The 26,961-nt window shown below is 35.9% G+C and carries 25 protein-coding genes and 2 pseudogenes; 9 read left to right on the top strand and 18 right to left on the bottom strand.

Annotation, left to right across the window (positions count from 1 at the left end; all coding sequences use genetic code 11):
* Positions 1 to 711: pseudogene (locus ACINWC141_RS15510) on the top strand (IS3-like element ISAba22 family transposase); the annotation flags it as partial.
* 31 nt (positions 712 to 742) lie between these two features.
* Positions 743 to 994 (top strand): annotated as a pseudogene (locus ACINWC141_RS19835) (S8 family serine peptidase); the annotation flags it as partial.
* Positions 995 to 1,041: 47 nt separating this feature from the next.
* On the opposite strand, the gene ACINWC141_RS15505 reads toward ACINWC141_RS19835, so the two are convergent.
* A complete protein-coding gene (locus ACINWC141_RS15505; RefSeq protein ID WP_009392704.1) occupies positions 1,042 to 2,496 on the bottom strand; it encodes a SulP family inorganic anion transporter in 1,455 nt (484 codons plus the stop codon).
* Positions 2,497 to 2,735: 239 nt separating this feature from the next.
* Positions 2,736 to 3,368, bottom strand: coding sequence for an SOS response-associated peptidase family protein (locus ACINWC141_RS15500; protein WP_009392602.1), 633 nt, complete (start codon positions 3,366 to 3,368; stop codon positions 2,736 to 2,738).
* A 386-nt stretch (positions 3,369 to 3,754) separates the two neighbouring features.
* On the opposite strand from ACINWC141_RS15500, the gene ACINWC141_RS15495 reads away from it, so the two are divergent.
* Positions 3,755 to 5,197, top strand: coding sequence for a glucose/sorbosone family PQQ-dependent dehydrogenase (locus tag ACINWC141_RS15495; protein ID WP_009392613.1), 1,443 nt, complete (start codon positions 3,755 to 3,757; stop codon positions 5,195 to 5,197).
* 57 nt (positions 5,198 to 5,254) lie between these two features.
* On the opposite strand, the gene ACINWC141_RS15490 is transcribed toward ACINWC141_RS15495, so the two are convergent.
* The 8 genes from ACINWC141_RS15490 to ACINWC141_RS15455 form a co-directional block, all read right to left on the bottom strand.
* Positions 5,255 to 5,698: a universal stress protein gene (locus tag ACINWC141_RS15490; RefSeq protein WP_009392647.1), complete on the bottom strand. Its 444-nt coding sequence runs from the start codon at positions 5,696 to 5,698 to the stop codon at positions 5,255 to 5,257.
* Positions 5,699 to 5,838: 140 nt separating this feature from the next.
* Positions 5,839 to 7,935, bottom strand: coding sequence for a sensor domain-containing protein (locus ACINWC141_RS15485; protein ID WP_009392636.1), 2,097 nt, complete (start codon positions 7,933 to 7,935; stop codon positions 5,839 to 5,841).
* 598 nt (positions 7,936 to 8,533) lie between these two features.
* Positions 8,534 to 8,749 (bottom strand): hypothetical protein, encoded by a 216-nt coding sequence (locus tag ACINWC141_RS15480; protein ID WP_009392674.1) that lies wholly within the window; start codon positions 8,747 to 8,749, stop codon positions 8,534 to 8,536.
* 194 nt (positions 8,750 to 8,943) lie between these two features.
* On the bottom strand, positions 8,944 to 9,408 hold the full coding sequence (locus tag ACINWC141_RS15475) for a MarR family winged helix-turn-helix transcriptional regulator (RefSeq protein WP_002121027.1): 465 nt from the start codon (positions 9,406 to 9,408) through the stop codon (positions 8,944 to 8,946).
* Positions 9,409 to 10,253: 845 nt separating this feature from the next.
* A complete protein-coding gene (locus tag ACINWC141_RS15470) occupies positions 10,254 to 11,972 on the bottom strand; it encodes a fructose-specific PTS transporter subunit EIIC (protein ID WP_009392702.1) in 1,719 nt (572 codons plus the stop codon).
* Positions 11,959 to 12,906: a 1-phosphofructokinase gene (gene pfkB, locus ACINWC141_RS15465; RefSeq protein WP_009392603.1), complete on the bottom strand. Its 948-nt coding sequence runs from the start codon at positions 12,904 to 12,906 to the stop codon at positions 11,959 to 11,961. Before pfkB ends, ACINWC141_RS15470 begins: the two co-directional genes overlap by 14 nt.
* Positions 12,907 to 12,921: 15 nt before the next feature.
* Positions 12,922 to 15,777: a phosphoenolpyruvate--protein phosphotransferase gene (gene ptsP, locus ACINWC141_RS15460; RefSeq protein ID WP_009392688.1), complete on the bottom strand. Its 2,856-nt coding sequence runs from the start codon at positions 15,775 to 15,777 to the stop codon at positions 12,922 to 12,924.
* 322 nt (positions 15,778 to 16,099) lie between these two features.
* Entirely contained in the window at positions 16,100 to 16,957 is an 858-nt protein-coding gene (locus tag ACINWC141_RS15455; protein WP_034678892.1) for an alpha/beta hydrolase family protein, read from the bottom strand.
* A gap of 141 nt (positions 16,958 to 17,098) precedes the next feature.
* Between ACINWC141_RS15455 and ACINWC141_RS15450 the strand changes: the two genes are divergently transcribed.
* Positions 17,099 to 17,554 carry a hypothetical protein gene (locus tag ACINWC141_RS15450; protein ID WP_009392700.1) on the top strand — a complete coding sequence of 152 codons (456 nt, stop codon included), beginning with the start codon at positions 17,099 to 17,101 and terminating at the stop codon, positions 17,552 to 17,554.
* A 25-nt stretch (positions 17,555 to 17,579) separates the two neighbouring features.
* Here the strand turns inward: ACINWC141_RS15450 and ACINWC141_RS15445 are convergent, their stop codons facing one another.
* From ACINWC141_RS15445 to brnQ, 3 genes are all read right to left on the bottom strand, one after another.
* On the bottom strand, positions 17,580 to 17,834 hold the full coding sequence (locus ACINWC141_RS15445) for a hypothetical protein (protein ID WP_034678891.1): 255 nt from the start codon (positions 17,832 to 17,834) through the stop codon (positions 17,580 to 17,582).
* 266 nt (positions 17,835 to 18,100) lie between these two features.
* Complete coding sequence (locus ACINWC141_RS15440) at positions 18,101 to 18,520, bottom strand: GlcG/HbpS family heme-binding protein (protein WP_009392680.1); 420 nt, start codon at positions 18,518 to 18,520, stop codon at positions 18,101 to 18,103.
* 190 nt (positions 18,521 to 18,710) lie between these two features.
* Positions 18,711 to 20,012: a branched-chain amino acid transport system II carrier protein gene (gene brnQ / locus ACINWC141_RS15435; protein WP_009392598.1), complete on the bottom strand. Its 1,302-nt coding sequence runs from the start codon at positions 20,010 to 20,012 to the stop codon at positions 18,711 to 18,713.
* Positions 20,013 to 20,365: 353 nt separating this feature from the next.
* On the opposite strand from brnQ, the gene map reads away from it, so the two are divergent.
* On the top strand, positions 20,366 to 21,160 hold the full coding sequence (map, locus tag ACINWC141_RS15430) for a type I methionyl aminopeptidase (protein ID WP_009392682.1): 795 nt from the start codon (positions 20,366 to 20,368) through the stop codon (positions 21,158 to 21,160).
* Between the two features lie 42 nt (positions 21,161 to 21,202).
* Here the strand turns inward: map and ACINWC141_RS15425 are convergent, their stop codons facing one another.
* Positions 21,203 to 22,102 carry a LysR family transcriptional regulator gene (locus ACINWC141_RS15425; protein WP_009392643.1) on the bottom strand — a complete coding sequence of 300 codons (900 nt, stop codon included), beginning with the start codon at positions 22,100 to 22,102 and terminating at the stop codon, positions 21,203 to 21,205.
* Positions 22,103 to 22,346: 244 nt separating this feature from the next.
* Here ACINWC141_RS15425 and ACINWC141_RS15420 point away from each other — a divergent pair, with 244 nt between their 5' ends.
* A complete protein-coding gene (locus ACINWC141_RS15420; RefSeq protein WP_009392609.1) occupies positions 22,347 to 22,670 on the top strand; it encodes a hypothetical protein in 324 nt (107 codons plus the stop codon).
* A gap of 47 nt (positions 22,671 to 22,717) precedes the next feature.
* Here the strand turns inward: ACINWC141_RS15420 and grxD are convergent, their stop codons facing one another.
* The gene (grxD, locus tag ACINWC141_RS15415) at positions 22,718 to 23,059 is read right to left on the bottom strand and encodes a Grx4 family monothiol glutaredoxin (RefSeq protein ID WP_004791933.1); all 342 of its coding nucleotides are present in this window, start codon (positions 23,057 to 23,059) and stop codon (positions 22,718 to 22,720) included.
* Positions 23,060 to 23,286: 227 nt separating this feature from the next.
* Between grxD and ACINWC141_RS15410 the strand changes: the two genes are divergently transcribed.
* Complete coding sequence (locus ACINWC141_RS15410) at positions 23,287 to 24,495, top strand: aspartate aminotransferase family protein (RefSeq protein ID WP_009392599.1); 1,209 nt, start codon at positions 23,287 to 23,289, stop codon at positions 24,493 to 24,495.
* Between the two features lie 52 nt (positions 24,496 to 24,547).
* Here the strand turns inward: ACINWC141_RS15410 and ACINWC141_RS15405 are convergent, their stop codons facing one another.
* The 3 genes from ACINWC141_RS15405 to ACINWC141_RS15395 all read right to left on the bottom strand — a co-directional run bounded on the left by ACINWC141_RS15405 (position 24,548) and on the right by ACINWC141_RS15395 (position 25,940).
* On the bottom strand, positions 24,548 to 24,979 hold the full coding sequence (locus ACINWC141_RS15405) for a CBS domain-containing protein (protein ID WP_003652114.1): 432 nt from the start codon (positions 24,977 to 24,979) through the stop codon (positions 24,548 to 24,550).
* Between the two features lie 143 nt (positions 24,980 to 25,122).
* Complete coding sequence (locus tag ACINWC141_RS15400) at positions 25,123 to 25,497, bottom strand: DUF2750 domain-containing protein (RefSeq protein WP_009392607.1); 375 nt, start codon at positions 25,495 to 25,497, stop codon at positions 25,123 to 25,125.
* A 209-nt stretch (positions 25,498 to 25,706) separates the two neighbouring features.
* The gene (locus ACINWC141_RS15395; protein ID WP_003652111.1) at positions 25,707 to 25,940 is read right to left on the bottom strand and encodes an SEL1-like repeat protein; all 234 of its coding nucleotides are present in this window, start codon (positions 25,938 to 25,940) and stop codon (positions 25,707 to 25,709) included.
* 215 nt (positions 25,941 to 26,155) lie between these two features.
* Between ACINWC141_RS15395 and ACINWC141_RS15390 the strand changes: the two genes are divergently transcribed.
* Positions 26,156 to 26,515, top strand: coding sequence for a hypothetical protein (locus tag ACINWC141_RS15390; RefSeq protein ID WP_009392611.1), 360 nt, complete (start codon positions 26,156 to 26,158; stop codon positions 26,513 to 26,515).
* 98 nt (positions 26,516 to 26,613) lie between these two features.
* The gene (locus ACINWC141_RS15385; protein WP_009392650.1) at positions 26,614 to 26,940 is read left to right on the top strand and encodes a hypothetical protein; all 327 of its coding nucleotides are present in this window, start codon (positions 26,614 to 26,616) and stop codon (positions 26,938 to 26,940) included.
* Positions 26,941 to 26,961 lie beyond the last annotated feature (21 nt).

The raw sequence follows: 26,961 nt of genomic DNA, 5'->3' as shown, positions 1-26,961 counted from the left end.
GCCCATGAGGAGACAAAGCAGAGCTATGGTTATATTCGATTAACCAAATACTTACAAGCTCAGGGTATAAAAATGAGTATGTACGCTGTACGTCAGATAAAAGCGCTGAACCACCTGTATTGTAAGCGACACAAGCGTTTTAAAAGGACTACGAATAGTGACCATAATCGAGCGATCTATGAAAACCTGCTGGAGCAACAATTCTCAATGACTAGACCAAATCAAGCATGGTCAAGTGATATTACGTACATATGGACTGTTGAAGGATGGCTGTATTTAGCAGCGGTAAAAGACCTTTACACGAAGCAAGTGGTTGGCTATAGCTTAAATGAGCGCATGACAACACAGCTTGTTTGTAATGCGCTAAATATGGCTATTCACAATCAAAAACCAACCAAAGAACTGATTGTGCATTCAGACAGAGGAAGTCAATATTGCAGCCAGGAATATCGAAATATACTTGAGCAATATGGTTTTCAAGGTTCAATGAGCAAGCGCGGAGACTGTTACGATAATGCACCGATTGAAAGCTTTTGGGGAATACTGAAAAATGAGTTAGTGCATCATTACAACTATCAAACCAGAGAAGAAGCCAAAGCAGATATTATAAAATACATTGAGTTATTTTATAATCATCGAAGAATTCAAAAGGGTTTGGGTTTTAAGACACCAAATCAAATGGCCGAAGACTTTTATAAGTTGGCTGCCTAGAATCTCCCAAGGGAAAGTCTCCTGATAATTCAGCGTATATCATATATTTGCACCGGGAAGCCAAATTAATTCTTCTTGGATTGGGAGTAATACAGCTACTAAAGTATTAAATGGTACTTCAATGGCTACTCCACATGTTGTAGGCGTAGTTGCTGAAATGTTGCAAAGTACTCCTACTGCGACTCCACAAACCATCTCTACTAATCTTTTAAATCAAGCCAGTACAAATGTGGTAAAAAATCCTTCTGGTAGTCCAAATCGTTTATTGTATAAGTCGCCTTAATAAAAAATTAGTCTTTAATATGTAGAAAAGGTCCCGAAGGACCTTTTTTAAATTTTTGCGTGGGTACCATACTTATCAATCATGATTGAACTGGCTTCGTTTAAACCTTGCACCGTTACTTTAATATGGTTCTTTTGAAATTTATTTACTACCGAATCTAGCATTGCCACAGAAGTCACATCCCAAATATGAGAATGAGTAAGATCAATAATGACTTCATTTATATCTTCTTTAAAATTAAAACTTTGTATAAACTTTTCAGACGAACTAAAAAATATTTGTCCTCTTAACTCATACAAACGGGTTTTACCTTCAAGTGAAGTATTCACGTGAATATCATTTTCAAGTTTATTGGCTAAGAACAAGGCGGAAAGTAATACGCCAGTTAATACGCCTAATGCTAAGTTATGAGTAGCTACTACCACAATAACTGTGGCAATCATAACGATATTGCTACTTTGGGGATTGGCTTTAAAGTGGGTAAGTGACTTCCATTCAAACGTACTAATCGATACCATAATCATGACAGCAACCAGAGCTGCCATAGGAATCACTTTTAACCAATCACTTAAAAAGACAACTAGAATAAGTAAAAATATACCTGCACAAAAAGTAGATAAGCGTGTACGACCACCTGATTTTACATTAATCATTGATTGGCCAATCATGGCACAACCCGCCATTCCACCCATAAAACCTGAGGCAATATTCGCTATACCTTGACCTTTACACTCTTGAAATTTGTCACTCTCTGTATCAGTCATTTCATCAACAATTGTTGCTGTCATCATCGACTCAAGTAAGCCAACTGCGGCAAGCGCTAATGAATATGGAAGAATAATAAGAAGTGTTTCTAAATTAAAAGGAATATCGGGAATTAGAAATATCGGTAAGGTATCTGGTAGCGAACCCATATCACCAACCGTTCGAACATCAAAACCTAAGAAAATAGCGAGTAGTGTGACTACTACAATACAGATAAGGGGAGAAGGAAAGAATTTTCCAATTTTGGGAATATAGGGGAATAAATAGATAATTCCTAAGCCTATCGCTACTAATAAGTAGACCTGCCAAGTTACGTTTACTAACTCGGGTAATTGAGCCATAAAGATAAGGATGGCGAGGGCATTAACGAAACCAATAACGACCGATTTGGAAACAAAACGCATGAGTTTGGCAAGTTTGAAATATCCAGCCAAAATCTGTATGCCACCGGTTAATACTGTCGCTGCAAATAAGTATTGAAGCCCGTGTTCCTTTACGAGCGTTGTCATAACCAAAGCCATCGCGCCTGTAGCCGCCGAAATCATAGCGGGACGACCCCCTACGAATGAAATAATAACGGCAATACAAAAAGAAGCATATAAACCGACTTTGGGATCTACACCCGCAATAATTGAAAATGCAATTGCTTCTGGAATTAAAGCAAGGCCTACAACAAGACCTGAAAGAATATCTGCGCGGACATTAGAAAACCATTGTTCTCGGACATTCGATAACATGAGAAATAGCCTAAGTTTTAAATTTTTAAAAGGCTAGTGATGTGATATATCAACACAAGCGGCTACACCACATCACTAAACAGTGATGAGTTATTTACAATGAATAAGGGTAAATAAACTTAAGGTGGCGTAAGTGTCATGATGATAGAAAATTTGAGGCTTTAAAAAGTGGCCGAAGAATAGCATAAGTTTTTAAGGTTGACTAACTTGCGCTTACCAAAAGCGAATAGATAGACGGGTTAATCATAATTTTTCATTTCGGCCTTAGGCATTGAGATAAATTCATTCAAGGGTATATCTAAGAAAAAATCTTTTGCTTCAGAATGGGTACAGTTTAGCCAATCATTTCTGAGATGGTCAGGTATCACAATAATTGAACGTTTTTCGTCATCAGGTTTATGAAATTGTTTCATAAAAGGGTGATGATCAGCATTGATTGTTAATAGCGACATTGACCTAACTTTCTGTTCATCAATGAGAGTTTCCTCATATATTGCGGCAAGTGTAAAAGGTTGCCCATCTTGACGAAATATGCCATACCAATGTGCTTTCCCATTAATGTATTTAGGTTCATAAATAGCTTCAACAGGAATAAGAGCAAACTGGTCATTTAACCACGCATGTTTAAACGAACGCTTTTGTTCTACAGTCTCTGTTCTTGCATTATAGGTTGCATATTTGAAAGAGATTTCTTTTGCATAGGGAGGCAGCATCCCGAATTTAGCTTTTCGCCATTCAACTTCATTTTGATGAGATAAAATGAGTGGGCAATCATCGCTTGGGTAGATGTCCATCTTATAGTCAAAAGTGGGTTCAAATAAGTCTAATTGATTAGCATGAGTTTTTTTAATAGGCTTAAAGTTTGCACACATAAAATATCCTTATTTATAAAACTAATCTTTAATTACAGCTTCTATCTTTTAAATTTTTTAGATGTATATTTTTATAATTAGAATTGTCTCTTTAGGTATTAATTTTTATCTATCAATTACTTCGTTAATAAGTGGTTATTTAAAATCATACTCATATTCAAAAAATATTAAGATAAAAATAGATCAATGATGAGTTTAAGTCACTCATCTTAAAGAGACTTTATCTATTTTGAATAGCTACTTTTATGCAACAGAGCCTTTCAGAAATTTAGATTTTAATAGATTGGTTATTCATCATAATACAAATCATATAGAGAACTCGTACAAACCCTTTATTACAGGTTTAAAAATTCTCGAAAAATTTTGACAATTTATAAGGTGGACACATGAATAAACATTTATTGGCTAAAATTACTTTATTAGGCGCTGCACAACTACTGACGCTCAATTCAGCCTTTGCTGATGTTCCTCTTACTCCGGCTCAATTTGCGAAAGCAAAAACGGAAAATTTTGACAAAAAAGTTATTCTCTCTAATTTAAATAAGCCGCATGCTTTGTTGTGGGGGCCTGATAATCAAATTTGGTTAACTGAGCGGGCAACAGGCAAGATTCTCAGAGTTAATCCTGAGTCGGGCAGTGTGAAAACAGTATTTCAGGTGCCTGAGATTGTAAATGATGCTGATGGACAAAACGGTTTGTTAGGCTTTGCCTTTCATCCTGACTTTAAAAATAATCCTTATATCTATATTTCAGGCACATTTAAAAATCCGAAATCTACAGATAAAGAATTACCGAACCAAACGATTATTCGTCGATATACTTATAACAAATCAACTGATACGCTTGAGAAGCCCGTAGATTTATTAGCAGGATTACCTTCATCGAAAGACCATCAGTCAGGTCGTCTTGTCATTGGTCCAGATCAAAAGATTTACTATACGATTGGTGATCAGGGGCGTAACCAGCTTGCTTATTTATTCTTACCAAATCAAGCACAGCATACGCCTACTCAACAAGAAGTGAGTGGTAAAGATTATCATACCTATATGGGTAAGGTATTACGCTTGAATCTGGATGGAAGTATTCCTAAAGACAACCCAAGTTTTAACGGTGTAGTTAGTCATATTTATACGCTGGGTCATCGTAACCCACAGGGCTTGGCATTTACCCCAAATGGAAAATTATTGCAATCTGAGCAGGGGCCTAATTCTGATGATGAAATTAATCTCATTGTCAAAGGTGGCAACTATGGCTGGCCAAATGTAGCCGGTTATAAAGATGACAGTGGTTATGCGTATGCAAATTATTCAGCAGCAACCAATAAAGCACAAATTAAAGATTTAGGACAAAATGGTTTAAAAGTAGCAGCAGGGGTTCCAGTAGCCAAAGAGTCTGAATGGACCGGTAAAAACTTTGTACCGCCGTTAAAAACTTTATATACCGTCCAAGATACCTATAATTATAATGACCCAACTTGTGGGGATATGACCTACATTTGCTGGCCAACGGTTGCACCAGCATCTGCTTATGTTTACAAGGGTGGCAAAAAAGCAATTTCTGGTTGGGAAAATACATTATTGGTTCCATCTTTAAAGCGTGGTGTCATTTTCCGTATTAAGTTAGATCCAACTTATAGTGCGACTTATGATGATGCTGTACCGATGTTTAAGAGCAACAACCGATATCGTGATGTGATTGCAAGTCCAGATGGGAATGTTTTATATGTGTTGACAGATACTGCCGGAAATGTTCAAAAAGATGATGGCTCTGTAACGAACACCTTAGAAAACCCAGGATCTTTGATTAAATTTACCTATAAGGCTCAGTAACCTCGAGTATTAAAAAACCGATCTACATAAGATCGGTTTTTTTCAGCTTAAGAAAAACTATTCAGTTACGACGAGTACCGGTAAATGAATTTCTCCTAAAAGAGCTTGAGTCACACTTCCCAAGAAGAACTTTTTAAACCCTTTTCGACCATGAGAACCAATGACTAACAAGTCCGCTTTAAGCTCGGTCGCTGCTTTAATAATTTCTGTGTGAATTGTTTGACCCTCAACAATTTTTGTTTCAACAGAAATTCCATGTTGGCTAAATTGTTCTTTTGCTTGGTCTAAAATGCCCTGAATCGATGCTCTAGCTTTATTAAAATAATCCTGTGCTAATTCTGTACTATCAATGAATTCTACAGAAATGAAAGGATCTATAGTAAGTGCATATACTAGAGTGACTTTACTACCAAAGGCCTTAGCAAGTGATGCTGCATGATTGACAGCAATGAGTGAAGTAGGAGAACCATCGACTGGAACCAAGATATGGTGATAACTCATATATTGCTCCTTATTGTCCTATGACAATGTATGGTGTCAAAACACCGAATTTTTATCTTTATGCTTATATTATGAACATTTTTTAAAATGTTATTGTTTATTTTTAGTATGAATCGAGGCAATAAAACTTATTTAAAATTTTATCTTAAAGCATTGTAATGACTTTCTAAGTAGGGCTGATTTTGTTTAAGGATTGAAATAACTTGATTAGCATCAATAGCAGATTCAAACAAGAATCCTTGACCTATACTATATCCAAACTGTCGAAGTAACTCTTCTTGTTCCGGAGTTTCAATCCCTTCTGCAATGAGTCCCAGTGATAAATTTGGAGCAAGTAATCCAATTGCTTGAACAATCGCATAAATTGATGGGTCATGTTGCATCTTTTGTATAAAACTACAATCTACTTTTAAGCTATCAATTGGATAATCACGAATATGGGTTAGCGATGAAAAACCTGTACCAAAGTCATCTAGTGCAATATGTACTCCATGCTGTTTTAATTTATTAAGTGCTCGGATTACATACTCTGAACCTCGGTCACCCAGCATATGTTCAGTAACTTCTACTTCAATGTAATGTGTTGGAATTTGAAATTGATTGATCTTTTTCAAAAGCCGTTCAGCATAATTGTCTCTTAAAAACTCCACTGGTGCGGCATTGAGCGAAACAGGAAGAGGTTTAATTCCAAGATCTATCCATTTTGCGATGTCACGTAAAACTTGATGTTGCATCGTTTCACCGATTTTACTCGCTAAATTATAATCTTTAAACGCCTCTGCAATTTGTGCAGGATAACCTCTTTGAGCTGAAGTTGTATGCCAGCGTAATAAAGCTTCAAAACCTACAACGCGATGGGTTCTTAAGTCCACTTTGGGTTGATAATAGGGCTGGATGGTATGATGGCGAATAAGTTGACGTGCTAAATTAAGCTGAGAAGCGACTGTTTCGGTCATTTGCATCATGCATGGATCATACATGCGAATACCACCACGACCACGCGCTTTTAAGTCATGCAATGCCATATCTGCACAACTGAGTAAACCTGACTGGTCTATTGCATCTTGAGGGTAGATAGCGCAACCAATACTCATACCTCCATTTAGGACATTACCTAAATAAGTGATAGGTTGATTTAACTGCTGAAGTAAAATAGCTGCTAGGTCACGCACATCATTTTCAGATTTGAGGTTATTAATAATAACCGCAAACTCATCTCCACCTAAACGTGCAACAAAACATCTTTCATCATCAACACAATGACTAAAGCGTTTGGATAAAACTTTTAGAAGATGATCGCCTGCGCTATGCCCTAAAGTATCATTAATATGTTTAAAGTGATCGAGGTCAATTAAAAGCAACCCCACACTTGTTTGAGTATCTTTTGAATATGCAAGGGTACGCTTAAGTTGGAATTTAAATGAACGCCGATTACATAGACCAGTCAGCTCATCTCTCTCGCTCATATTTCTGAGCTGGTTTTCTGTCAAATGCTGTTGAGTAACGTTACGTGAGACACATAGTATTTGGCCGATTTCACCATTTTCCCGATGAATCGGGGTAAGCATATTATCCCAATATTCAGGTTCCTGATCGGGTAAACAGCTCATTCCTGCAAATCTGGCAACTTTACCCTGAAGCGCCTTTTTTAAAGCAACGCGTCCACGTTTACGAATATGGGGTGGCAAGAGCTCAAGCCATTTCATTCCAAACTCTGTTTCATCAACAGGAACCCCTAAAGCGAGGCATCCTGATTTATTCATATGAGAAACTGTGCCATCTACATTTAATACTTTTATGCAATCTACACTGATATCTAACATTTGATTTTGGATTTCAATGTTCTTTTGCAAGTTTTGTTGTTCTTGAATATCGTGATCAATATCTAAAAAGCTGACATACCATTCACTGGCTAGAGATGAACCCCGATACTTGGATGCCTGAATAGAGAGTTTGCACCATCTATATAGATTGCCAATTTGTAAAAGTCGGCATTTTAGTTCTATTCTTTTCTGCAGGCGAATGGCTTCGAGCCATTTATTTTTGACTTCCTCTAAATCGACGGGATATATAAAATCTAACCATTGCTGAGGTAATGGAGAAAAAGTATCCTGCCAATATTCTGTACACTCTACATTGCAATATAATATCAAGCCATTTTCGTCACTCACCCAAGTCGGTAGCGGAATTTGCTCAACAATAAAATGCTTTTGAGTGTTGTTCGACATTGAAGTCATAACTTGCCTAGAAAAGATCGTATGGGGTTAATCTATTTATCAGTCATTATTGTAATCTTTCTGTAGTAACCAAAACAGCAATAAATAAATTTCAGTTGGCTTTTTTTTGAACTAAATTTAAGGCGTTAAATATATTATATACTTAATATTTAATTTATGTTTTTGTTATTTATTGATTTTTAATTATCTTATGTTAAAAAAAGATTTATGCTTATTTTTGTAAAAAACTTATTAAAACAGAAACTTATAATTATCTTTAGAAACGTATCTTAATAAATATAATAAAATAAATTATAAAAAATGTTGCGAAGTAATTGGAAAGATAAAAATTTTAATAAATCAAATTTTAATCATAATATATAAATAGGGGAGGTTTTAAAAATTTTAAATAAATACAATAATCACTATTAAGTTTACAAAAGTAATATAAAATAAAGGCTTATATTATCGTAAAATTCTTTTTGTCAAAAAGGATATATATTTCCTTTTTGTGCATTTTATAGCCTACATTTTCCCCAAGATGTAGGTTTTTTTTATGCGTAATTTTTGTTCTTGTAAATGCTAAGTATTAAAAATAAAAAAAGCCAAATGGCTTTTTTTATACAGTTTCAGGTTTTTTTAACTGTTGTTGAATATAAAGATTCATATAGTATTGTTCAATATAATCATCAGCATAGTTGTTTGCTAAGGTTTTTGTTGCCACTTGCTCATGTTTTAAATAATAGTTTGATTCAAGATCTTTTTCGAGTACCCACCATTGACGGTTAATACGACGCACTTGAAACTTGTCACTTTTATATTTTCTTTTAGCCATTTTCAAAAATTTGCTATTCAGTTATTGAAAGAGAATTTCTACTGGAGTTGAGGTCTCAAGTCAACAGATGAGAAGTTAATTGATTATTTTATGTGGTGTGTTGTTTCTATCGACAACTAGAGAAGTTATTAAAAAAGAAAAAGCTCTCCTAAAGAGAGCTTAATTATTACTGACTATAAGACATCTATATCAGTTTAACGAGATAGATTCTTTAAAAGTAATTTTAAACTTTCCATCATTTTTTCTAATTGCAAAGGGGTGATTCCTTCGAACGATTGTTCGAGTACGACACTGGTTAGATCATTAATCTTATTGATCATTTCAGTACCTTTTTCTGTAAGTACTACACGAGTAATTCGACCATCAGTCTGACAAGAATAAGTTTCAACTAAACCTTCATCTTTTAAACGATATACAATTTTGGTAGTCGTCGACATTTTTGAAATAATCATATCTGAAAGTTCAGAAACACTTGCATGCGGCTTACTGCTTAAAGCCAACATAATGCGTCGACGTGAGTTATCTAAACCATATTTTTTTAAAGCATTATCAATGTTTTGTACATATTGAGCATGTACTTGAGTAATCCAATAATATGGAAAATCTTCAAGAGTAAAAGATTCTGTTGTAGGTAAAAAACGCGCATACTTCTTTGTCATTGACTTTTCCCCATACCTTGGTGGATCGCATTTCTGGTGAACTATCTTTAATAGTTGAAAAATATAGTTTCATCAAGCAAGTTATATCAGGACTTTACTTGGTGAGCAAAATTTATATAGCTAAATTTAACAATGACATGGTTTTAAGTGCTGTTGTCTTGATAAGCATCGCTATACTTTGCATAAACTACAAATACTCTTCTTCTATAGTCAAAGTTTATTGAAAGTTAATGTGACTTGATGAGTCATAGTCCTTAATTCCTTAAAATCTTTGAACAGATATACAAGATTGCATCTAGGCTTGCTTGATCGTTAATTAAACGATATTTGCTTGCAAAGGCATCGTAGAAAAAAAATTATGATTTGAACGTGGCATTGAACGAGATAGTTTTTGTCTCTAAAGTCATAATTATGAAAAATTAAGATATTTAAATAATAAATATTTATTAATATCAACATCTTAACCTGTATTGCTATTAATAAAATTTACCATACATTTAACATGAAACATCTATTATTTAATGATTTAAAAAGTTTATCTTTTCAACTATTTGATTGTTATAGATAAAATCAAAATAATAGTTAAACAGTTAACTTTGTAAATTTAGCTTTTTTGTCTATAAATTATATTTTTAAGAGTTTTCCTCATGCTCCATGCTGCTATCCTCTAAATCGAGGCTTACCTTAACTGTAAAGTGGAAGAGCTAGCGCAGCTTATAACAACAGTTATTCAGATTAAATTATGCGAGTAGCGTAAAGCAGATAATTGAAGAGTTTTAAAATTTTATTTGTTGAAACATATGAAATGTAAAAAAAGGGAGAATATAAAATTCTCCCTTTTTAAATTATGCATTGGTCACAATTTTTTCTTCTATTTTTTTCTTAACAATCGCATAGCTTATGCCTGTAACGATACTACCTGCTGCAATGGCAGCGAGGTATAACCAAGCATGATTAATTGCATTTGGAATTAAAAGAACAAATACGCCGCCGTGAGGAGTAACTAATTCGCAATGGAATAATGCAACAAGTGCTCCAGTTACAGCGCCACCTAAAATGCAAGTTGGAATAACACGCATTGGGTCCTTAGCTGCAAAGGGAATAGCACCCTCGGAAATAAAACATAAACCTAATACGAAAGCAGCTTTACCTGCATCTTTCTCTCCGGTACTAAATTTATTTTTAGCAATGAAAGTTGCAATGGCCATACCAATTGCAGGGACCATACCACCCGCCATTGTTGCTGCCATTGGCATATAGGTATTTGTTGTCAATAATCCGACAGTAAAAGCGTAGGCTGCCTTATTGATTGGACCGCCTAAATCGATACACATCATGCTTGCTAATATAATTCCCATTAACACAGCATTTGTTGTACCCATGTTATTTAAAAAGTCTTTCATTAGCTCGAAAATATGTGCTACAGGTTGTCCAACCACGTAGAACATAATAAGACCAACAAATAACGTACCTAATAACGGAATAATTAAAATTGGTTTAAGTGCTTCTAAACTTGTAGGAAGTTTAAGTTTTTTAGCGATAAATAGTGCGATATAACCTGCAAGAAAACCCGAAACAATACCACCTAAAAAACCTGCTTGTAATTGAGAGGCGAGTAAACCACCAATCAAACCAGGTGCGAGACCAGGACGATCAGCAATTGAGTAGGCAATATATCCCGATAACATCGGGACCATGAGCATGAAGGCAGCCGCCCCAATTTGTTTTAATATGGCTGGTAAGCTTCCTGCTTGTTCAGCAGCATTTAGGCCGAAGCATAAGGAGAGGGCAATTAAAAGCCCTCCAGCCACGACCATAGGTAACATATAAGAAACACCAGTTAAGAGGTGTTTATATACACCAACTTTTTCGGTTTTATCTTTGTTCTCTGCTGATGTTTGTTGCTTACCTTGTTCCAAAACTTGTGCATTACTGATTGCTTCAGCAAAGGCTTTATCTGTTTGTTTTAAGGCAAAACCAGTACCACATCGATAAACACGCTTACCTACAAAACGATCTGTATTAACTTCAATGTCAGTCGCAAGAATCACAATGTCCGCTTCAGCAATAGCTTGAGCTGATAAAATATTTTTTGCGCCAACTGAACCTTGTGTTTCTACTTCAATCTCATACCCAAGTTTTTCTGCACCTTGTTGTAAAGCTTCAGCAGCCATAAAAGTATGTGCAACACCTGTAGGACAAGCTGTAATTGCAACAAATTTAGTTGCTTTGTTTAGTGATGGCGCATTATCACTTAGCCAATCTTGTGCTGGCTTAACATGATCTAAGGCAGTTTGGAAAGCTGTGTGAGCATCCTTTTTGATCTCTTCAATGCTAATGAAAGATAATGGATGTGTACCAAAGCTGTTAAGATCTTTCGGGCGTTGTCCAACAATAATGACTTGATCAAAGTTTTCACTTATTTCGAATTCATCAAGCGAAATAATGTTATTTGGATAACCCTGTTGGGATGCGACTTGTGCAAGTTTCCGAGCTAAAATCAAAGCATTGACTTGCTGTTGCGGACTATTAATGACAAATAATAAATGTTTAGCAGTTAGCATCAGATTCACTCAATGAATTGATTGTAGTTTGGGCTTTTAACTGGTTTAGCGTTTCAGCATTGGGAATACGAAAGCCAATTTGTGTGACAGCATGGCTCGCAATTGCAGTAGCAGTTTTTAATGTTTCTTCATCAGAGAAGCCATTTATTAAGCCATGAATCATGCCTGCTAAAAGAGAGTCACCTGCACCAACGGTACTTTTAACGATCACTTTAGGAGCTTTGGCATGAAGTGGGTGAGTATCGTGTAGCCAGTTTACACCGTCTTCGCCCATCGAAATAACGACATGCTCAATTTTAGCTAAGTTTTCAAAAAGCTTTTTTTGTTCAGCATAGGTCGCAGCAGGAAGCTGGTAGCTTTCGAATAACTCATCTGTATTTGGTTTAATCATCCATGGTTGACATTCAATTGCAGCGACCAATGCTTTACCACTTGTATCAAGTGCAACTTTTTTTCCTTGCTGTTGAATGAGTTTAATAAGTTGCTGTAATTCATCAACACTAAAACCTTGTGGAAGGCTCCCAGCAATGGCAACTACATCTACCTGTGGCAAAATCATTTCGATTTTTTGAAAGAGGTTCTTTTTATCTAGTTCAGAAACTAAGAAACCTTTTCCATTTAAATCGGTCATACGACCAGAATGTTCAGCAATTTTTATATTTTGACGAGTCTCGCCTTCAATATAAATAAACTCAGGTTGGAATTGAGCTTCTTTAAAATGATCATCAAAAATTTGTTTGTTTGTTGTTCCTAAAAATCCAGAAACAATAACCTCATGCCCTAAATCTTTTAAAACCTGTGCAATATTTAATCCTTTGCCAGCTGCATGTATTTCTACAGATTCTTGGCGATTTACTTCACCAACTTGTAATTCATTGAGTTGGATGGTTACATCAATTGCAGGATTTAAAGTAATTGTTAAAACTTTAGCCATTACTGTTCCTAATCTTTAAATTTCTTGTTCGGATAACTGACGTACAGCACTGGCGCTCTCACATTCTAGTGCGCGTTTTGCAAGCATCTGAGCTTGGCTGTAGTTAAGTGTACGAATTTGAGCTTTCACCAAAGGAATACTGTTCGGTGACATACTAAGCTCATCTACACCTAATCCCATAAGGATTGGTACAGCTTTTGGATCGGCTGCCAGTTCTCCGCATATACCTACCCATTTGCCATGTTTGTGCGCAGCTTTTACAGTGTGATCAATCAATTGCAAAATACTTGGGTGGAGGCCGTCTGCTTCAGCCGAGAGGATAGGGTGACCACGGTCAATCGCTAAAGTATATTGAGTTAAGTCATTTGTTCCTATACTGAAAAAGTCCACTTCTTGAGCAAGAATAGGCGCAAGTAAAGCAGCGGAAGGAACTTCAATCATAATACCAACTTGTAAGTTGGCACATGGATGTACAGCTTTAACTTCATCCAGAATGGCTTTGGCAGCACGCCATTCTTCCACACGGCCAATCATTGGGAACATGATTCGTAAAGGGCGATTATCTGCGGCTTTAAGCAAAGCGATAAGTTGTTGACGTAACAGCTCTGGCTGTCTGAGTGTCAAACGAATACCTCTTAGACCTAAAAATGGATTTTCTTCTTCAGCAATTGGCAGGTAAGGAAGTGGCTTATCACCACCTACATCTAAAGTACGTACTACAAGTGGGCGACCAGCAAGGGCATCTAAAACAACCCGATAATCTGCTTCTTGAGTAGCTTCACTTGGAGCACTACTATGAGCCATAAAAACAAGTTCGGTTCTAAGTAACCCAATTGCTTCGGCACCACATTCTACTGCGTGAGCGGTAGCTTGAACTTTTCCTAAATTGGCAGCAATTTCGATCTGGTGTTGATCTAGAGTAATTGCAGGTTCTTGGCTGTGGCGTTCTGCTTCTTCGCGGATTTTCTGTTGAAGTTCACGTTCCTGTTTTGCATATTCGATTTGCTGAGTATTCGGATTTAAGATAAAAGTTCCCGTATCCCCATTAATTAAAAGAGAACTCTTTTGTTCAATATCTAGTACTTGGTCACCAGCACCAACAATTGCAGGGATCCCTAAAGCACGAGCAACAATAGCGCTATGGGCACTTGCACCACCTACAGCTGTCAAAATACCTGCTACACGATCTTTATTAAGACGAGCTACATCACTTGGCCCCACATCATACATGATCAGGATATAAGGCTCTTTGGGTTCTTCGATGATAACTTCACCACAGAGTTGAGCTAAAACTCGATCGCCAATATCACGTAAGTCTGTAGCACGCTCAGCCAGTAAGCGGTCCGGTAAAGCTGCTTGCTCTTTAGCAGCGGCTTCAATGTGTTCATGCCAAGCAGCAGGAGCCGAAAGATTTAAGTTAATCTTTTGATAAACACCATTAATAAGATCTGGATCGTCAAGCATTTCTAAATGTGCTTGGAAGATTTGCTTAATTTCAGTAACTTCAGATTTTGCAATCACTTGATGAATATTGTTTTTAACTGTATGAAGTGCAATATCCAGTTTTTCTTTTTCTTCTTTAACACTTAAACCCATGCGTTCATATTGATAAACCTTAGGTTTAATGACATGTACAGGTCCAAAAGCTAGACCACTAGAAGCTGGAATACCTGTATTTGTACTCAATGTTTTTGGCAGTGGGGTTACTGTTTGAGACGATTGAGCTTCTTGAGTATCTGGAGATTGAATTGGTTCAACTTCCTCTCCTAAACCTTCTTGCACGGCCTGAATAACTTTATCTAAAGCGTCAACAGCATCTGTTTCTGGCTCGGCAATAAAACGTAAAGTCTGACCACGTTTACATCCTAAAGCCAAGAGGCGCGTCAAACTTTTAGCAGAAACAAAATTACCTTCGTCCACTGCGACTTGAATATCACCTTGGAAACTTTTAGTTAAATTCACCAAGTGAGTCGCTGGTCGCGCATGTAATCCATGGACATTGGCTAATACAACCGAACGATGAGGCCAATCTGGAATAACATCTGCACCAATAATTTTAGCAATTTCATTTGGTGCCTGTGTTTGATCTAGCTGTGCGACTTGCTCGGGATTAAATAAAATATCAATAAGTCGATTAAACCGTTGGTTATCTAACTGCTCATTGGCAGCAATACAAACTAGCGTATTTAGTTTTTGTCCACCCATATCTAAAGTTTGGCGTGGTTTTACAATACTAATTGCAGGTTGTTGAACAAATTTATTGCTAGAAATAGACCAGATCTGGTCTTGTAGCTGGATAACTTGATCCGGATCAAGTGAGCTTAAAAAACCACATTTTACAAAATTATGTTTTTTTAGAATTTGAGAAGCTGACCATAACAAATCTTCAATATCTTGAGATTCAATGTCAGTTTGAATTAAATTTTCGTGCAAAGTTAAAGATAGGGGTTGAGCTTGCAAGAGTTCAATAATTTGTTCAGGTTGTGTCGCATTTTTTACCTGTTCACTTACATCTTGCATTAAAGCTCGAGTTAATATTTGTAGTACTTGTAAATGTTCATCGGATTTTGCTGCAATAACAACAGCCAAATAAATTGTGTTTTCCCCATCCCATATTATTCCTTCTGGGAAGTGAGCTAACCGAATACCTGTTTCTAAAATAAATTCACGAGATTGGGGAGTCCCATGTGGAATTGCAATTCCTTGACCTAAATAGGTGGCGCTTTGCTGTTCGCGATCGATGAGTCCTGTTAGATATTCAGGCGTAACTAACCCATCTTTTACTAATATATCTACTAGACACTGTAATGCATGCTTTTTATCAACAGCATGTTGATTCATATGAATATGTCGAGGCTCGAGTGCTAGCATACTTATCCTTGAACAATTTCTTTGGTTTAGCTAAAACAGAAAAAAAGAAGCTGTTTGTATTAAAATAGGTTAGTTTAACCGTTTTTAAACAACAGCTTCAGATAAATTACCATAGCAGAAGTTTAAGGCTATATCGACGTATTTACGTAAAAAACGCTTATTTAAAATACAAAGGAATTAATACTTATTATATTTTAATTTCTTATAGTAACTATAAATTTAATAAAGTTATTTTATAAAAAGGGGACTGCTAATAATAAAAAAAACCTCTACACCGGATTACGGGCATAGAGGCAAAAACTAAATGATAGAATTTAAATTACTATTGAATTTCTTGCTCTAAGACTGACCACAGCTTTTGATGTGACTTCTTAAACATTAACATGTGTCCGATTGATTTATAGCCGAGTTTTGTTGGGTCCAGTTCTAGCATTTTAGTAGATGCATTCGGATATAAACTTAATAAATCTGCAACGTTGTGTTGAGTGGCAATTTCATCATCACTTGCCCAAATTGAAGTAATAGGGCAATTAATTTCAGTATGAAAGTCATGAAAAATAGTTTTACCAATTGCATTTTTCACATAACCTGGATTGCTACAAAATTCTCTCCACTGTTGCGCGACTTTTTTAGGCAAGTTTTCACCCATTCCAATAAATTGAGTAGCACCATAACCTTTTAAAGTACTAGAAATTGGAAAGATAAGGTTAAACATAACAGGGGCCAGAAACTTAGTTTTACCTTTAAGTCCTTTTACATGGCCCGTAGAACCTGCTACCGCAACAACTTTTGCTACTTTATGAAAATTTGGCACAATCCCTAGCAGTTGCCCACCCGCACTATGGCCAAGAAGAGTAACTTGTTCTGCTCGGGTTTTTTCTAATAAAGCATCAATTGCACAAGGAATATCAAGCGTTCCCCAATCATTAATACTTGCATCGCTTTGCTTTAAAGGTCCATGCAATGAGTCTCCAATTCCTCGGAAATCAAAGCTTAATATGTCATAACCTTGTTGGCTTAACCATGTAGCAAAAGGATGATAAAAATTTTTAGTGATACCTGTGGCTGGACAAATCAAAACAGGATTTGCCGACTTTTTTGATTGAGCTGGATAAAATTGTGCAGCAAGTTGATAACCATCTTCACAGGTCATCCAAAATGATTCAAAGGTGTTATCCATAATATTACGTAATAATTGGCTTATTAATAACTTTAATTTACATGAGTTCTAAAACGATACTTGATTAAAATGTGACTATAAAGTCAAGATTTATGCTATACAGCTCATTAAATTTTAATAAAACGAATAATTGGAAAAAAGATGGATTTACCGAAAGCTGTACAGTTGGCTATTATATTTAGTGGCATATTTTTATGGATTGGAATGTTTACAGGGGTGTGGAAATATTGGCAAATACGCCGTTCAGAATTACATCGTGCCCATTATTATGTTGACATCGCTCATCGCAGTAGCTTGCTTTATGCAGCTGCTAGCCTAATTCTTGCTGTATTAAGTTATTTTACTGTTTTAAATGAAAATATTACTTTGTGGTGTGTGCTGGCAAATGTCTTATTTTTTAGTTTTTCAATATTGGTTTATATCATACATGGATATTTACAGGACACGACAAATCAATTCAAAACTCCACATCGGTTAGGTAGATTTAATCTGCCTTCGTGGTTAATGTCTTTAATGATGGTGGCATTGATTGTTACTGAATTGTTGGCTACAGCTATTTTAGTTATTGGAACAATTTTTTTATTTATAGGTGTATAAAAATGGATGATTACTCATCCATTTTTTAAGTATTCAAATTTTGTTGACTAAGACGTCTTTTAGCTAGTTTTCGCATCTTATGATCGACAAAGGCCCACAGACAAAATATGAAAGAAACCACCATCGCATACATAAAGTATTCGGGCTTCAGATTTCCTTTAATCATACCTTGAAACAGTAAAGTCAGCATAAGAGCAAGCGGTGTTACTCCATAAACAACTGAATCTTTGCTGTTCAGAGTGTTAATGAAGACTTGTTTGTTGAAATGTAATGATAACATCTCCATCCCTCCTTGTGGTTGTGCTAAAACCTAATGTTTTAGTCAAGAATAAGTTTTAAGTTTAATGTTGTACTGCTATTTTTAATTCAATTCAATAGCGAATAGAAAATTTTTTGAGCAGTTTTATAAAAAGTTCTATATTTATAAAAGGTTAAGGTATTAAAAAAGTAAATATTAAATATTTTTGTATGAAATACTTACTTTTTTAGAAAAGAGAAACTATTTAAGTGAAAAGTGGATTAATTTCTCTTTCCTATCACGTTATTTTAGCTATTTTGCTTTTTAAAAAAGGTATCAATTGCATGTTGGGCAATTTCTGCATCTTCAAAAGATTGAACACCAGATACACCGATAGCACCTAAAATTTCACCTTCATGAATAATCGGTTTCCCACCTTCTAGCATCCCTTGAGCACTAGGCATACTTAAAAAACCAAGACGACCACTTTGTAGAAGTTCTTCGTAAAATTTTGATGGTCTACCTGATATTGAAGAGCATTTTGCTTTTTCTAAGCATAGATGTGAACTTAAAGGAGAGGCGCCATCTAAACGTTTCATAAGTAATAGAGAGCTTGTTTCGTCAACAATCGCAATGCTGACTTTAAAGTTGTGTTCAATTGCATATTTTTGAGCTTCTTCCATTAAAAACTCTGCATCTGCTAATGTTAGGTAATATTTAGTTTTCATTGTTGCTCTTCTTTCCTGAGTAGCTAAAAATTATTTTAGTGTAATTTTACAGTAAAAATTAATTATATCTATAGTTGATTTGTCATTAAAAACTAGTGTGGAAATAAAATGCTGGTTGGGTAAACACAGCATTCTATTCAATATATAAAATCATGTTTGGATAAAACTCGATTTCAAAAAAGTCACTAGATTAAATACTTTTGAATTTAACTTTGTCGATAATTACGGTAATTACAAGAACAACTAAAGATGGGATCAACCAAGCTAAGTTTTGTTCATTTAATGGTAAATGTTGAAGAAATTCAGGTAAATAATCACCAAAACCTGCAACTTTAAGGCCATCAATAATACCGAAAATTAAAGCAATACTTGTTACTGAACCAACAATAAAAGAAGGTTTGTGCCAAAATTTCCAAAAGAAGCTCAGCATAATCACCACAATTGCAGGTGGATAGATTGCACTTAAGACAGGCACTGAAATAGCAATCAGTTTAGTCAATCCAAGATTCGAAATAATGAAGGAGAAACCAACTAAAATAAATACTAAAAGCTTATATGGTAATTTCGTTAACTGAGCAAAGTACTCACCACACGCACAAGTTAAGCCAATTGCTGTAACCATACATGCTAAAAAGATTAGTCCAGTTAAGAATAATGAACCCATATTTCCAAAAGCATGCTGTACATATGCATGTAAAATTACTGCGCCATTTGCTGCATTTGGTGCTACTTCATGGCTACCTAAACCTAATTTGAATAAGCTTAAATAGACTAAAGTAAGACCAACACCTGAAATGAGACTGGCAATAATTGCATATTTGGTGACTAACTTTTTATCAGTTACGCCGCGAGAGTAAATCGCTTGAATAATAACGATACCAAATACGAGTGCACCTAAAGTGTCCATTGTGAGATAACCGTTTACGAAACCCTCTGAAACCGGAGATGCAACGTAATGGTTAATCGGGGCAGGTACGTAACCCGCAGGAATCATGACTGCTGCAATTCCTAAAATTGCTAAAGCAATAATTTTAAGCGGCGCAAGTACATGTCCAACTGTATCCAATAACTTGTTTGGATAAAGTGAAACTAAAGTTACAAATGAAAAGTAGATTGCGCTATAGATTAAAAGACTACTACTTGATGTTCCAAAATAAGAGGAAAAACCAATTTCATAAGAAACAGTAGCTGTACGAGGGGTAGCAAATAGAGGGCCGACTGACAAATAACAAATAACTGTCAAAATCAGACTTGCTACTCGACCTAAGGGAGAACTAATAATTTCAATGGAACCCTGCATACGAGAGAGTGCCATGATGGTAATTACAGGTAAGCCGACAGCTGTAATTAAAAAGCCTAGTGCAGCTAACCATACATGCTCACCAGCTTGTTGAGCAACGATGGGAGGAAAGATAATATTGCCAGCCCCAATAAAAAGGGCAAAGGTCATAAAACCTAAGGCAATAATATCTCCGGTACGAAGATGTTGCATAAATTAAATTTAATAAAAAAGAAGGAATTTTAGAGCAAAAGTAATCATGATCAAGCGCTAATTTATGTGAAAAAGCTTTTTTTCAGGTGGTTAAAACCATATATAGTGTTATAAGCGTTTGTTTGGTTAAAGTATGTACTTGAAAAGCCATTAAAAGGAGAAAAGAACTTCTTTTTAAGTTCTGACTTTTTATAAAAAATATGTAAGAATAAAAAGATAAATTTTTATTGTGAATGCCGAATATTTAAGCATTTTAGACTTTTGGTCTGACTTATATTCATCCTAAAATATTTTGAATTACCTTAGGTTTTTGTAGGGAAGGGCATGTTTCTTGTCTGCGAGGATAGAATTGAATGAGAGCTTCTACTGTTACCATTAAAACTGAACAAGATCTGGAAAAATTAAGAGTTTCTGGACGCTTGGCGGCACAAGTTTTAGAAATGATAGAGGCCTATATTAAACCGGGCGTATCTACTGAGTATTTAGATAACCTCTGTAATGACTATATTGTAAATAATTTAAAAGTTATTCCTGCTAATGTGGGATATCACGGTTTTACAAAAACGATATGCACTTCAGTCAATGAAGTGGTTTGCCATGGGATACCATCGCCGAATAAAATTTTAAAAGACGGCGATATTATTAATATTGATGTCGCAATTATTAAAGATGGTTATTTTGGTGATACGAGCCGCATGTATTTTGTGGGTAATGTAAATCCACAAGCGAAAAAATTAGTTGATACAACTTATGAGGCCATGGTTGCAGGTATTCACACTGTTAAGCCAGGAGCTACATTAGGTGATATTGGTTATGCTATTCAGTCGGTTGCCCACCGAGAAGGCTATAGTATTGTTCGAGAATACTGTGGGCATGGGATTGGTAAGGTCTATCATGAGCAACCTAATGTTTTGCACTATGGGCAGCGCGGGCAAGGCTTGGTTTTAAAGAAAGGGATGGTTTTTACCATTGAGCCAATGGTGAATGCAGGTAGACCGCAAGTAAAAGAGTTAAATGACGGATGGACAGTCATTACTCAAGATCATTCATTATCTGCTCAATGGGAACATATGGTTGCAGTAACAGATACTGGTTTTGAACTATTAACCCCATGGCCAGAAGGTGTGGGAAACTATCCTGCAATTTGAAAAATATAAAAAAAGTTCGATAAATTATCGAACTTTTTTATTTTAACGCTCAGAAAGATGTTCAACTAAATAATCAATAAATACTCGAACAGCAGGTAGCAATCCTCGGCGTGATGGATATACGGCGTGTAATATTCCATGAGGCGCTTTCCATTCAGGTAAGATTTGTAAAAGTTGTCCAGACTTCAAGAAATCTTCTGCTGCACTCTCTGGTAGTAATGCGATACCACAGTTTTGACTCGCTAATTGAGCTAACATATGTATGTTGGTACCCATTACAATAGGGCTAACTTTGACTTTCTTCTGTTGATTGTCAGGTCCATGCAAAATGAATTGTTGATCGAGATGCTCTTCAGACAAACTCAAAATACGGTGTTCACTGAGTTGCTCTGGGTTTTTTATATCCCCAAACTCATTTAAATAGGCCTGACTTGCGAATAGGCTTTGTTCTATAAGCGCAAACTGTCTAAGAACTAAGCTTGGATCATCATCCAGTTTTGAGCGAACGCGTAAGGCAATATCAATCCCTTCATTAATGACGTCTACTCGACGGTTGCTGACCATGAGTTGCAAACGAATTTCTGGATATTTTTTTAAGAAAGCAGGTAGGATTTTAGGAAGTTGATTTTGAGCAATATCAACAGGCACACTAACTTTTACCACGCCTCTAGGTTGAATACTTAAATGATCAACCAAATCATGAGCAGCTTGTGCAGCGTTCATCATAACTTGAGCATGTCTATAAATATCCATCCCAATATCTGTAACAGCAAAATGACGAGAACTACGCTGGATTAAGCGAACCCCTAAGTTTTCTTCTAAGCTGTACACGCGGCGACTTAATTTTGATTTTGGTATATCTGTTACACGCTCAGCAGCACTAAAACCGCCATGCTCAACAACAAGAGCAAAACAATAAAAATCATCAAGATCAGTGAGCATTAAAATATCCTATTTCTGCAACAACCATGATTTTACATTATTATTTTTGCAACGATAATTCTTATACTAAATTTTTTGTAAGCAGGCGATAAACTCAATATCTAACTAGTAAAAATAGATTTTGAAATTATGTTGTCATTACATTGTAATTTTAATGTGAGTATTTTAAAGAGGTTTCTAGGCTATATATGGAACTATTAATCAATTTCTTCTACACTATGTTTTTCTCTACTTTTCAAATCTAATGCCTTATCAATTGATAGAACTTAACGATGCCTCTACGAATATCGAGTGCCCATTTTGCAAACAAGCGATCATTGACTGGGCACAAGAACAATATGTTCAGCCATGTGAACATACTTTATTTATTGCTATGGACTTGGGCTTTGAATTTGTTGCAGATCGATTTGAAGAACGCATGAACCAGAATGTGGATGAGTTACACGAAGATCCAAATATGAATATTTTTGAAGCTCTAACGACAACAAGCTATGAAAATTTGATTGTTTTAAAATCTGACTTAGGTGTGGAAGATTTATTTCGCTATGTTGGAGTAAGCGAATTTTAAAATTGAGCGTATAAAAAAGCCAATCAATTGATTGGCTTTTTTATTATTTACGCTTCTGGTGCAGCGCTATATTGTTCTACTAATGGTTTTAATTCGCCATTTTGGAACATTTCAAGCATGATATCGCTACCGCCAATAAGTTCGCCATTTACCCAAAGTTGCGGGAATGTAGGCCAATTCGCAATTGCTGGTAACATTGCACGAATATCAGGATTTTCCAAAATATTTACATATGCAAATGGACGACCAATTTGACTGAGCGCCTCTACTGCACGTGCAGAGAAACCACATTGTGGAAACTGTGGAGTGCCTTTCATGTAAAGTAAAACGGGATGCTTCGCAATTTGATCGCGGATTAACGCTTCAGTATCACGTGCTTGTTCAGTCATAAATAGATCCTCAACTAATCTAGCAGCATTATAGGGGGTGTTTATGTTGCTTTGCAAACCACCTGATTACTTAAAGTTGCATTGAATATTCAATATTTTATTGTATAAACCGAAGTGATAGTGAAAAGCGGACGAAATTTTAGATAAATGATTGATGAGACTTTTCATCAGAGCCAGTTTTTGCTTATATAAACCCTTCTTAAAACCTCATACAGACAGAGTTCGTTATGACTGATATTACCCTAGCTCCAATACAACCTGATCAACCATCACACTTAATGGCTACTTATGGTCGCCAATCGATCAGTTTTGTACGAGGCCGAGGGGCATATCTATATACTGAAGATGGTACAGAATATCTAGATGCTTTAACGGGTATTGCTGTATGTGGTTTAGGTCATGCACACCCGATTATTGCGGAAGCAATTGCTGAACAAGCTGCAACACTTGTGCACACAAGTAATTTATTTGAAATTCCTTGGCAAACTGCGGCTGCTCAGAAACTTGCTGAAGTTTCTGGCATGGAAGAAATCTTCTTTTCAAATAGTGGTGCTGAGTCAAATGAAGGTGCAATTAAGATTGCTCGTAAATTTGGTACTCAACAAGGCGTACGTTTACCAATGATTATTGTGGCAGAACAATCTTTTCATGGTCGTACTTTAGCAACACTTTCAGCAACAGGTAATAAGAAAGTACAAGATGGCTTTGCTCCTTTAACCAACGATTTTATTCGTGTGCCATTTGGTGATGTGGAAGCAATTCAAGAAGCGGCATTGCAGCATCCAGATATCGTGGCAATTTTGATTGAACCAATTCAAGGTGAAGGTGGTATTAATACTGCTCCTCAAGGCTTTAGCTATCTTGAAGAAGTCCGTAATATTTGTAATCAGCATAACTGGCTAATGATGCTAGATGAAATCCAAACAGGGAATGGCCGTACAGGTAAATATTTTGCATATCAGCATACCAATATTGTGCCTGATGTCTTGACGACTGCGAAAGGGCTTGGAAATGGCTTTCCGGTTGGAGCAGTAATGACACAAGGTAAAGCTGTTGGTTTATTAGGACCTGGTAGTCATGGCTCTACCTATGGCGGTACTGTACTAGGTTCTCGTGTGGTTTATACAGTAATCGATACAATCCAAAAAGAAAATGCTGTAGAAAATGCGGCAGTAGTGGGACGCTATATTGTTGATCAACTTCGTGCCCAGTTAGCTGATAAGAATGTTCAGGTGCGTGGTTTTGGTATGATGATTGGTATTCAATTGCCGAAAGACTGTGCTGAACTTGTTGCCATTGCGCGTGATCAATACAAGCTTATTATCAACGTTACAGCAGGTTCAGTAGTTCGCCTATTACCACCTATTAATATGACTCAAGCGCAGGCTGATGATTTGTTAGAGCGTTTAGTCGCTTTAATTAATAACTACCTTTAAGTTTTAGTAATAAAAAATGGGCATGTATATGCCCATTTTTTATTTCAAATCATTAACCAGAGATATACTGTTTTAACTGTTCAATGAGGTTCTTCTGATCTTCCATTGCTGCTTTTACCAAGTCACCAATAGAGATAAAACCAACTAATTTTTCATTGTCCAATACAGGTAAATGACGTAAATGGCGGTCTGTCATTAACTGTAAACACTCTTCCACGGTGTTGTTCAGGCTTACAGTAAGTACTTTAGATGTCATAATTTCAGCGACTGTAGTGCTATATGAAGAACGTTCCATAAGTGTCACTTTTCGCGTGTAGTCACGTTCAGATAAAATTCCGACAACTTTTTCGCCATCAGCTACCACTAACGCACCAATTCCTTTATCAGCCATAATCTTAATCGCTTCAAGGACAGTGGCTTCTGGAGAAATTGTAAAAATATCTTGTTCTGATTTGTTTTTGATTACTTGTGCAACGATTGTCATTTCTTCTGTCCCGTGTTTTATCATTTTGTTTTAAATTAGCTTGATTTTATAAAAATGCAAAGACTTGATAGTCATTCAAATACAAGTTTTACAATCAAGCGTTCAAAAAGCATTCTAAATAGTGGCTAAGAATCTAAAGAATTTTAGGCTTCTTGCCAGTGCGGTTGTTTAAAAAAGAAATGATGCATTTGCTGAGTAGATAATTTCAACTTTCGATGAGAGGAATTAAACAAAGCTGGCGTAACGTTGAGTCTGGTTAAGGTTGGCAATAAAGATTCGTGGAAATCTTTGGGAGTAATTCTTCTTGGTTTGTAATGTGGCCAATGTTCTTTCGCATAGCGGTGAGCTTGCAAGCCATTGAGCCAAAAAGGGAAAATAAAGTCTTCCTGATCTGATTTAATTGCCCATCCTTGATGAAATAATCCCCAAAGAACTCCGCAATACATCATGGTTCTTAAAATATAAATCTTAATCATCAAGTCTTTTGAAACCGGTTGTAGATTGCTTAAACTATTCATTGTCAATTTAATGGTTCTTAACTTGTCTTGCTTATTATAGAAAAAATAGATGACATTTCAGTTTAAACAGGTATCAAATCGTAAACAGATATTCACAGCTATAAAAATGCGAATTGAGTGAAACTCAAGTAGCGAAGTAAGGCTTTAGACAAATTGATAACTTTGGGTTTTTTACAGACGTAAAAAAACGCCACCTAGGTGACGTTTCTTTATGCTTGCATTGTGGCTAACTTTTGCCAATATTGTGCTTTAAGTGAGTCACGTTCAACACGGAAACCTTGATAATACAATTCTGCTAAGAATAAAGCAGCTTTACCGTGCCCAGCGCGAGCAACTTCTTCTAACTGTGTAACTGCATCTTGAAAATTCATTTGAGAATGAATTGTGTTTACTGCAGTTGCGTATACATGTTCTAAATCATGATGAGAGATACGTTGAATCATATAAAACTCCTTATTGTAATTATGATTACTTTTTCTAAAGGTCACTGCCTTTAAATTAATTTAACTTAGAATTATTAAACTAATATTACAAATTGATGGATTTGTCAACTATTCGTGCAATCGCTTAATTCACTATTAGGATACATGATTAAACATTATTCACAAATAATTTTGATTAAAATCAATATGAGAATAAAAGACAAGGAGAATAAAATATGACAAATACAATCGACGGCTTTGTTTTTGATACTCCGCCTAAAGAGGAACAAATCATAGAACTGGCCCACTATCACCGTAAATTATTAGATGAAGCTATCTTTCATCAGGAAATCCATTTAGGTGACTATTGTCTTGCACAGCGCAAAAGAGTATTTGATTTTGCTGGGCATTTGGAACCTGCCCAAAAAAACTGGTTTTATCAAGTTTATGATGGTGAACTTCGAAAAATTGCTGACGATGATGAGTTGCATCCAGCAGATGCAGAAGAAGGGTTAAGTATTTTTGCGATGCTTTTAGTATTGGTGATTATTGCGGCAATTTTATACTTTTCTGTCATTCGTTCATTAATAAGTTAAGCATTCTATCCAGTAAGGTACGATTATTAACCTTACTGGATGTTTGATCTTGTGCTTATGAGCATTGAACCCTACACTACACTAATTCGAGGTAGGTCATGCTCATATTCAAACAAAATTTTCTTAAATTAAAGTCTGAGTTAAAAGTTGATCAATGTTTTAACCTATTTGTGGTTATTGTCATTGGCTGTATTTTTGTGCTGTCATATTTAGCATTACTTCGGCCTGTTAGTCCGGAACAATATCAACGAATTATACAACTTTCTCATCAGGCGACTTATCCAAGAACTCAAGATATGGCTGAGTTGTTAATAGCTCAATCAGAAATTCATCGGGCAGATTATTTAAAGCTAATGCATGCTTACCAATTTGAAGGTGCTCGTATTAAGCAATATCCCGCACTTGCCCAAGAAGATACCCAGTAATTGGATTAATCAGGCTAAATC

This window comes from Acinetobacter sp. WC-141 (assembly GCF_000313935.1).
Lineage (GTDB): Bacteria > Pseudomonadota > Gammaproteobacteria > Pseudomonadales > Moraxellaceae > Acinetobacter.
The sequence above is the reverse complement of the archived record's forward strand: the minus strand, read 5'-3'. Positions and strand labels throughout refer to the sequence as shown.

Coding starts and splice junctions, on each gene's coding strand:
- ACINWC141_RS15395 (WP_003652111.1), bottom strand. CDS start 25,940: ATGATTCAACGTATCTCTCATCATGATTTAGAACATGTATACGCAACT.
- ACINWC141_RS15505 (WP_009392704.1), bottom strand. CDS start 2,496: ATGTTATCGAATGTCCGAGAACAATGGTTTTCTAATGTCCGCGCAGAT.
- ACINWC141_RS15455 (WP_034678892.1), bottom strand. CDS start 16,957: ATGGATAACACCTTTGAATCATTTTGGATGACCTGTGAAGATGGTTAT.
- ACINWC141_RS15420 (WP_009392609.1), top strand. CDS start 22,347: ATGCCTTATCAATTGATAGAACTTAACGATGCCTCTACGAATATCGAG.
- ptsP (WP_009392688.1), bottom strand. CDS start 15,777: ATGCTAGCACTCGAGCCTCGACATATTCATATGAATCAACATGCTGTT.
- ACINWC141_RS15490 (WP_009392647.1), bottom strand. CDS start 5,698: ATGAGTTATCACCATATCTTGGTTCCAGTCGATGGTTCTCCTACTTCA.
- pfkB (WP_009392603.1), bottom strand. CDS start 12,906: ATGGCTAAAGTTTTAACAATTACTTTAAATCCTGCAATTGATGTAACC.
- grxD (WP_004791933.1), bottom strand. CDS start 23,059: ATGACTGAACAAGCACGTGATACTGAAGCGTTAATCCGCGATCAAATT.
- ACINWC141_RS15500 (WP_009392602.1), bottom strand. CDS start 3,368: ATGTGTGCAAACTTTAAGCCTATTAAAAAAACTCATGCTAATCAATTA.
- ACINWC141_RS15475 (WP_002121027.1), bottom strand. CDS start 9,408: ATGACAAAGAAGTATGCGCGTTTTTTACCTACAACAGAATCTTTTACT.
- ACINWC141_RS15390 (WP_009392611.1), top strand. CDS start 26,156: ATGACAAATACAATCGACGGCTTTGTTTTTGATACTCCGCCTAAAGAG.
- ACINWC141_RS15450 (WP_009392700.1), top strand. CDS start 17,099: ATGGATTTACCGAAAGCTGTACAGTTGGCTATTATATTTAGTGGCATA.
- map (WP_009392682.1), top strand. CDS start 20,366: ATGAGAGCTTCTACTGTTACCATTAAAACTGAACAAGATCTGGAAAAA.
- brnQ (WP_009392598.1), bottom strand. CDS start 20,012: ATGCAACATCTTCGTACCGGAGATATTATTGCCTTAGGTTTTATGACC.
- ACINWC141_RS15385 (WP_009392650.1), top strand. CDS start 26,614: ATGCTCATATTCAAACAAAATTTTCTTAAATTAAAGTCTGAGTTAAAA.
- ACINWC141_RS15445 (WP_034678891.1), bottom strand. CDS start 17,834: ATGTTATCATTACATTTCAACAAACAAGTCTTCATTAACACTCTGAAC.
- ACINWC141_RS15410 (WP_009392599.1), top strand. CDS start 23,287: ATGACTGATATTACCCTAGCTCCAATACAACCTGATCAACCATCACAC.
- ACINWC141_RS15485 (WP_009392636.1), bottom strand. CDS start 7,935: ATGACTTCAATGTCGAACAACACTCAAAAGCATTTTATTGTTGAGCAA.
- ACINWC141_RS15440 (WP_009392680.1), bottom strand. CDS start 18,520: ATGAAAACTAAATATTACCTAACATTAGCAGATGCAGAGTTTTTAATG.
- ACINWC141_RS15495 (WP_009392613.1), top strand. CDS start 3,755: ATGAATAAACATTTATTGGCTAAAATTACTTTATTAGGCGCTGCACAA.
- ACINWC141_RS15400 (WP_009392607.1), bottom strand. CDS start 25,497: ATGAATAGTTTAAGCAATCTACAACCGGTTTCAAAAGACTTGATGATT.
- ACINWC141_RS15480 (WP_009392674.1), bottom strand. CDS start 8,749: ATGGCTAAAAGAAAATATAAAAGTGACAAGTTTCAAGTGCGTCGTATT.
- ACINWC141_RS15425 (WP_009392643.1), bottom strand. CDS start 22,102: ATGCTCACTGATCTTGATGATTTTTATTGTTTTGCTCTTGTTGTTGAG.
- ACINWC141_RS15405 (WP_003652114.1), bottom strand. CDS start 24,979: ATGACAATCGTTGCACAAGTAATCAAAAACAAATCAGAACAAGATATT.
- ACINWC141_RS15470 (WP_009392702.1), bottom strand. CDS start 11,972: ATGCTAACTGCTAAACATTTATTATTTGTCATTAATAGTCCGCAACAG.